Below are 6,478 nucleotides of genomic sequence, written 5' to 3' on the forward strand. Positions count from 1 at the left end.
GCCTCCGGCAGGCCCGGGCCGGCCAGCGGGCTCCGGGCGTACCGCGCCCGTTCCTCCGCCTGGCCCAGCAGCCGCACCCCGTCGACCGCGCCGGTCGTGTCGCCGCGTAGCTCGGCCACCGCCAGCCGCTCAGCCGTTGCCCGCGGTGTCTCCGTGCGGTCGATCGGCACCTTGTAGTCGACCATCGTGTCGATCAGCTCGTCCCACGCCGCGTGGGCGTGTGCCCGGCTTCGTCTGGCCGCCTCGCTCGTCGGCAGCACCGTCGCCGTGCCGGGAGCCACGTCCGTGGCCGCGACCGTCGCCGCATTGCGGCGCCGGCGGAGGCGCGACCGGCGGAACGCCGGCATGCCCAGCAGCAGCAGGGCCAGGACGACCACGCCACCGGTGTAGAACGGCCACTTGGGCAGCGTCGGCCCCGGCAGCTCAGGCAGTGCCTCGTTGCCGCCCGGGTCCTCCTTGCCCGGCAGGTCGTTCGGGTCGTCCGAGCCCGGCCCGGCCGAACCCGACGGGGCCGCCGACGGCGTCACCCGTGGCGCGTCCGGGTCCGGTGCGTAGTCCGGGCGCACCGCGCCGGGCACACCGGCGCGCGGCGTCGCGTCGAACGGCACCCAGCCGTACTCCGGCCCGAAGTAGACCTCGGTCCACGCGTGCAGGTTGAGGTTCGTCAGCACCATCGCGCCGTTCTCCCGCGACGTGCCGTTGGTGAAGCCGAACGCCACCCGCGCCGGGATGCCGGCCTCGCGCACCATCCAGGCCATCGTCGCCGCGTACTGCTGGCAGTAGCCCTTGCGGTTGGTGAGGAAGTTGACGATGTCCTCGCCCGACGTGCCGCCCTCGGTCTGCAGCTCGTAGCGGAAGTTGTTGGACGCCGAGAAGAACCGGTAGATCGCCATCACCTTGTCGTAGGTGGTGGGCTCGCCGGTGACCAGCTCGTCGACCTGGTTCTGCACCTGCCGGACCGTCGGCACCGCGGTGAACCGCTTGACCTCCAGGTTGTTGGCGTCCGGGGCCGGGGCGGAGCGCAGCGCCTCCTCCGTGTAGTTGGCCCGGACGAAGTCGAACCGGTAGTCCTTGTCCCGCGCGGTCGCCCGGTTGGAGAAGATGACCTGCTGGTTCGGGTCGTACTGCCACTGGTTGTCGAGGCCGTCGGTGCCGATCAGCGTGCCGTACATCGGTGCGAACTGCATCTGGTAGTCGCTGGTCATCGAGACCTCGGCCGAGTACTGCTCGTAGGTCACGCCGCTGCGGGGCTCCGACCGCGGGTCCTCGAGCTGCCGCAGGTTGCGGCCCTGCGGCGTGCGGCTGCGGAAGCCCTCCGAGGAGATGTCGTCGGCCACCGCGAACCGCAGGTAGAACGGGTCCGGGTCGGTGGTCGTCACGCGCGCGAAGGTGACCAGCTTGTTCTGCCGGAGCTGACCCTGCAGCGCCGCGAACAGGTTGATCCGGCCGGGCCGGCCGGAGCCGTCGCCGAGCCCGACGCCGTCGCCGGAGCCGTTGTTGAGGCGGGCCAGCAGACCGGAGGTCATCCCGGGTACGGCGACCGGCAGCGCGACCGCCACCAGCACGCCGACGATCGCGAGCCGCCGCCCGGCCGCCGCCAGGGGCGACGGTTCCCAGACGTCGACGTCCCGCCCGTCGCCGGTGAACCGCCGGCCGAACCGGCGCACGCCGTCGACCTTGTCGGCGACCAGCAGCCACAGGAAGCCCATCGCGCCGATCACGAACGGCAGGAACGAGACGCTCGCCGAGTAGACCGCGACCGGCACGGAGTAGATGGCCAGCATCGGCAGCCCGGCCAGCGCCGGCTTGCGCAGCCCGACCACCGCCAGGTCGACCATCACCGCGACCGCGCCGATGCCGAGCACCGCGACGAACAGCAGCGGGTCGCCGTCGGGCACCGGGACGGCGTACGTCCGCATGTCGCTCGCGGAGTCGGTGAGCAGCGTGCCGAAGTGGTCGAGCGTGCCGGCCCACGGTATGAGCCCGGCGATCTCCTCGCCGCTCGGGAACAGCCAGGTCAGCGCCAGCAGCAGGGTGACCAGCATGGTCAGGAACTGGGCCCAGACCGGTGCCCGTGCGGTGCGGGCCAGGGTCGCCGCACCGGCGATCAGCGCCACCGTGATCGTGCACTGGATCAGCCAGGTCCACTGCTCGAAGATCGTGCTCAGGGGCGCCGCGGCCATCAGGGTGGCGACCGCCGCCACCACGCCCATGTGCCGCCGGCTCCTCATCGCGCCACTCCCAACGTGCCGGCCACCGTCTCGGCCATCGTGGCCCGGTAGGCGAAGCCCTGTGAGCCCCGGGCCGCCTGCGGCCACAGCGCCGGCAGCTTGTCGCCGTGCGCCGCGCCGACCACCCGCCAGCCGCTGCTGAGCAGGCCGAGCGAGGCCGCCTCGCGGGCGGCGTCGGCCTCGGCCCGGGCCTCGGGGGCCAGGTTGAGCCAGGTCGACGTGTCGACCAGCACCGCGATGCAGGTGGCGTTGTTGCCGCGCAGCGCGGCCAGCAGCTCGGTCTCGCCGGGCTCCAGGCCGCCCAGGACGGCGATCACGAGGCCGCCGTCGGAACGCCGCCGGACGCGCTCGACCAGCAGGCCCACGTCGCCGCGCGGGGTCAGCTTCACCTCGGCCAGGTGGTCGAGGAGCATGCCCTCGCCGCCCGCCTCACCCGCGTCGACGTCGACCCCGGCGTCGGTGACCAGCCGCAGCTTGTAGCCGGCGGCCCGCAGGTGCACGGCGATCGAGGCGGCGGCCGAGACCGCCCACTCGAAGCTCGAGGTCGGACCCTCGCCGCGGTGCCCGTACTGCCGGGTGTCGAGCACGACCGTGGCCCGGCTCTCCCACGGCTGCTCCTCGCGGCGCACCATCAGCTCGCCGACCCGGGCCGTCGACTTCCAGTGCACCCGGCGCAGGTCGTCGCCGCGCCGGTACTCGCGGGTCGCCGCGTCGTCCTCGCCGTGCACGGCCACCGACCGCGCCCGGCTGTCGCCGGTGCCGGCGAACTCGCCGACCAGGCGCACCGAGGGGAGCGGCACGACCTGCGGGATCACGGTGAGCCGGTCGACCGACGGGAACGAGCGGGACAGCTCGCAGAGGCCGAACGGGTCGGTGAGCCGGACCACCAGTGGGCCGACCTCGTAGCGGCCGCGCACGTCGGCGCGGACCGTGTAGGCGACCGAGCTGGCCTGGTGCGCGCCGAGCCGTTCGAGCACCACGCGGGGCCGGCTGCCCAGGGCGTACGGCAGCCGGTCCTCGAGCAGCAGCGTGCCCGTGGGCAGCCGGGACAGGTTCTGCAGCCGCAGGATCACCCGCGAGCTGGCGCCGACCTGCACCCGGTGTGGCTCCAGGGACCGGCTGCAGGCCAGCTTGTAGCGGCTGCGGCCGACGTAGGCCGCGGCCAGCAGCGGCAGGATCGCCAGCAGCACCGCGACCCGGAGCAAGTCCTTCTCGCCGAGGATCAGCGCCGACAGGGCGGCCGCGCCGCCCGCCGCGAGGAACGAGCGACCGCGCGTGGTCAGCCCGCGCAGCGCTTCGCGCACGTCACATCCTCCGGTAGTCGCCGCGCCCGTCGCTGGACTGGGGACGGGTGTCGTAAGGGTTGCGGCCGCGGTCGTGCGGCAGCGGCAGCCGGTGCACGATGTCGGCGACGATCGCGTCGGTCGTGCGGCGGGCCAGCTGCGCGTCGGCGGTCGGGATGATCCGGTGCGCGAGCACGGGGACGGCCAGCGCCTGGAGGTCGTCGGGGAGGACGTAGTCGCGCGACTCGAGGGCGGCGACGGCCCGGGCGGTGCGCAGCAGCTGGAGGGCGGCCCTGGGGGAGGCGCCCAGCCGGAGGTCCGGGGCTTCGCGGGTGGCGGTGACCAGGTCGACCGCGTACTGCTTGACCGCTTCGGCCGCGTGCACGTCGCGCACCGTGGCGATCAGCCGGCGCACGGTGGCGGCGTCGGAGACCGGCCGCAGGGCCTGCAGCGGGTCGTGCGCGCCGTGCGCGTCGAGCATCGCCAGCTCCGCACCCGCGTCGGGGTAGCCCATCGCGATCCGGGCGGTGAACCGGTCGCGCTGCGCCTCGGGCAGCGGGTAGGTGCCCTCCATCTCGATCGGGTTCTGCGTCGCGATGACCATGAAGGGCGTCTGCAGCTCGTAGGTCGTGCCGTCGACCGTGACCTGCCGCTCCTCCATGCACTCGAGCAGCGCCGACTGGGTCTTCGGCGAGGCCCGGTTGATCTCGTCGCCGACCACCAGGTTGGCGAAGACCGCGCCCGGCTTGAACTCGAAGTCGTGGTTCTCCTGGTTGTAGACGCTGACGCCGGTGACGTCGCTCGGCAGGAGGTCGGGGGTGAACTGGATGCGGCGGACGGAGCAGTCGATCGAGCGGGCGAGCGCCTTGGCGAGTTTGGTCTTGCCGACGCCGGGAACGTCTTCGATCAGGAGGTGACCCTCGGCCAGCAGGACGGCGAGTGCGAGCCGCACCGTTGCCGTCTTGCCCTCGATGACCTGCTCGATGTTGGCCACGATGGCATCACTGGCGGCTCGGAACTCGGGACCGGGCAGTGGTGCGCCCAGTTCGTCCCAGGTCTGTTGTGTCACGGGCCTCCTCCTCGGGGGTGCTGCGGCTTTCATATGCAAGAGCGTCTGGGCCCGTGGTTTGGTTCATCCACGCGGGCAGAATTCGGCAAGCCGCCGCGTCACCGCCGGCCCCACCCGTCCCATCAGGCTAACTGGATTTTTGGACCGCGCCGACCCGGGCGCCCACGCTGTCCAGGATGGGTACTTTGACCGCCCAGCGCGCTTGGTGGGGATAACCGCGAAACAACGACATACCGCGCGATGAATTGGCGGATCGATATCTTTCACAAACGATCATCGAGCACTATCGTGACGCCTCATGGCTTCCCCTCAAGCGGGCGTGAGTCCGCAACCGGCAGAGGGACCGGTATCCCTCGAGAACTTCGGCTACCGCCAGGAGCTTCGGCGGGAGCTCCGTTTCATCGACATGCTCGCGTACGGCCTGGTCTTCATGGTGCCGATCGCCCCCTTCGCGATCTTCGGCTCGGTGTTCCAGGTCTCCGGCGGCATGGTGGCGCTGACCTATCTGGTCGCTCTCGTGGCGATGCTGTTCACCGCCAACTCCTACGCGCAGATGGTGCGCGCCTTCCCCATGGCCGGGTCGGTCTACAACTACGCCAGTCGCGGAATCGCGCCGCCGGTCGGATTCGTGGCGGGCTGGGCGATCCTGCTCGACTACATCCTCGTGCCGAGCCTGCTGTACGTGGTCGCCGCATTCTCGATGAACGCCATCGTGACGGCGATTCCGACCTGGCTCTGGCTCATCGTGTTCGTCGCGGTCAACACGGCGGTCAACTACCTGGGCATCAAGATCACCGCGACTGTGACGCGCTGGTTCCTGATCGCCGAGCTGGCGGTGCTGGCGCTGGTCGTCATCGTCTTCCTGGTCGCCCTCGGCCAGGGCAAGGGCAACGGCCTTTCCGCGGGTACGGCGCTGTTCAACGGCGACCTGTTCGGCTGGTCGCTGATCTTCGCCGCGGTCGGCGTCGCGATGCTCTCGTTCCTCGGGTTCGACGGCATCTCGATGCTCGCCGAGGAGAACCGTGAGGAGGCCGCGAAGATCGGCCGCGCGATGGCCGGCGCGCTGATCGTCGCGGGCGCCCTGTTCGTCCTGCAGACCTGGCTCGGCTCCATGCTCGTGCCGAACCCGGACGGGCTGCTGCAGGGCGGCGCGGTCGTCGGTGACGAGTTCGCCCAGGCCGCCGAGGCCGCCAGCGGCCACTGGATGTACGTGCTGACCTCGCTGGCCACCGCACTCGCGTGGGGCATCGCCAACGCGATGGTCGCGCAGGGCGCCACCTCCCGGCTGCTCTTCGCGATGGCCCGCGACAAGCAGCTGCCGGCGTTCCTCGCCCGGGTCTCGCCGCGGCACGCGGTGCCGACCAACGCCGTGTTCCTGGTCGCCGGCCTCTCGCTGGTGCTCGGCCTGACCCTCTGGTTCACCCGTGAGGCGCAGGCGATCACCGACCTCGGCCGGCTGGTCAACTTCGGTGCCCTGGTCGCGTTCATCGTGCTGCACGTGACGGTCTTCTGGTGGTACGTGGTCCGCAACGGCAGCCGCGACTGGGTCCGCCACGCGATCCTGCCCGCGCTGGGCCTCGCCATGCTGGTCTACGTGGTGGTCAACCAGAAGATCTTCGCCCAGCTCATCGGCGGCATCTGGGTGCTCATCGGCATCGTCGTGGTGGCGATCCTGGTCGCCACCAAGCGCACGCCGGTGCTGGCGGGTATGTCCGAGGAGACGACCGTCGACCCCGACGACAACCTCACCCCGGCGCCATAAGCTCCACAAGCGAGAGATCCCCACGGAAGGCGGAAGCGTGACCGACGTCCTCCGCTACCGGCCGAGGGACTGGTGCGGCCGGTCGGTGTTGTATTCATGCCGGAAAGCGTCAACCGCCGCCTGGGCGGTATCG

5 protein-coding genes are annotated in these 6,478 nt (G+C 71.4%); 1 reads left to right on the forward strand and 4 read right to left on the reverse strand.

The features are described 5' to 3' along the window. The 3 genes from AB0H87_RS35805 to AB0H87_RS35815 all read right to left on the reverse strand — a co-directional run. On the reverse strand, positions 1-2,231 hold a 2,231-nt coding region (locus tag AB0H87_RS35805), incomplete at its 3' end, for a DUF3488 and transglutaminase-like domain-containing protein (RefSeq protein WP_360156198.1). Further along, positions 2,228-3,535 (reverse strand): DUF58 domain-containing protein, encoded by a 1,308-nt coding sequence (locus AB0H87_RS35810; protein ID WP_360156201.1) that lies wholly within the window; start codon positions 3,533-3,535, stop codon positions 2,228-2,230. The genes AB0H87_RS35805 and AB0H87_RS35810, both read right to left, overlap by 4 nt. Before the next feature lies 1 nt (position 3,536). Further along, positions 3,537-4,583, reverse strand: coding sequence for a MoxR family ATPase (locus AB0H87_RS35815; RefSeq protein WP_360156204.1), 1,047 nt, complete (start codon positions 4,581-4,583; stop codon positions 3,537-3,539). 406 nt (positions 4,584-4,989) lie between these two features. Here AB0H87_RS35815 and AB0H87_RS35820 point away from each other — a divergent pair, with 406 nt between their 5' ends. Next, the gene (locus AB0H87_RS35820; protein ID WP_360156207.1) at positions 4,990-6,345 is read left to right on the forward strand and encodes an APC family permease; all 1,356 of its coding nucleotides are present in this window, start codon (positions 4,990-4,992) and stop codon (positions 6,343-6,345) included. A 54-nt stretch (positions 6,346-6,399) separates the two neighbouring features. On the opposite strand, the gene AB0H87_RS35825 is transcribed toward AB0H87_RS35820, so the two are convergent. Further along, a partial coding sequence (locus tag AB0H87_RS35825; RefSeq protein ID WP_360156210.1) for an integrase core domain-containing protein occupies positions 6,400-6,478 on the reverse strand: 79 nt, incomplete at its 5' end.

The sequence above is a fragment of the Asanoa sp. NPDC050611 genome (genome assembly GCF_040654855.1).
In the GTDB taxonomy this organism is placed as follows: Bacteria; Actinomycetota; Actinomycetes; order Mycobacteriales; family Micromonosporaceae; genus Asanoa.

Excerpts from the sequence above, each read along its gene's own strand:
- AB0H87_RS35820 (WP_360156207.1), top strand. The coding sequence starts at position 4,990 with ATGCTCGCGTACGGCCTGGTCTTCATGGTGCCGATCGCCCCCTTCGCG.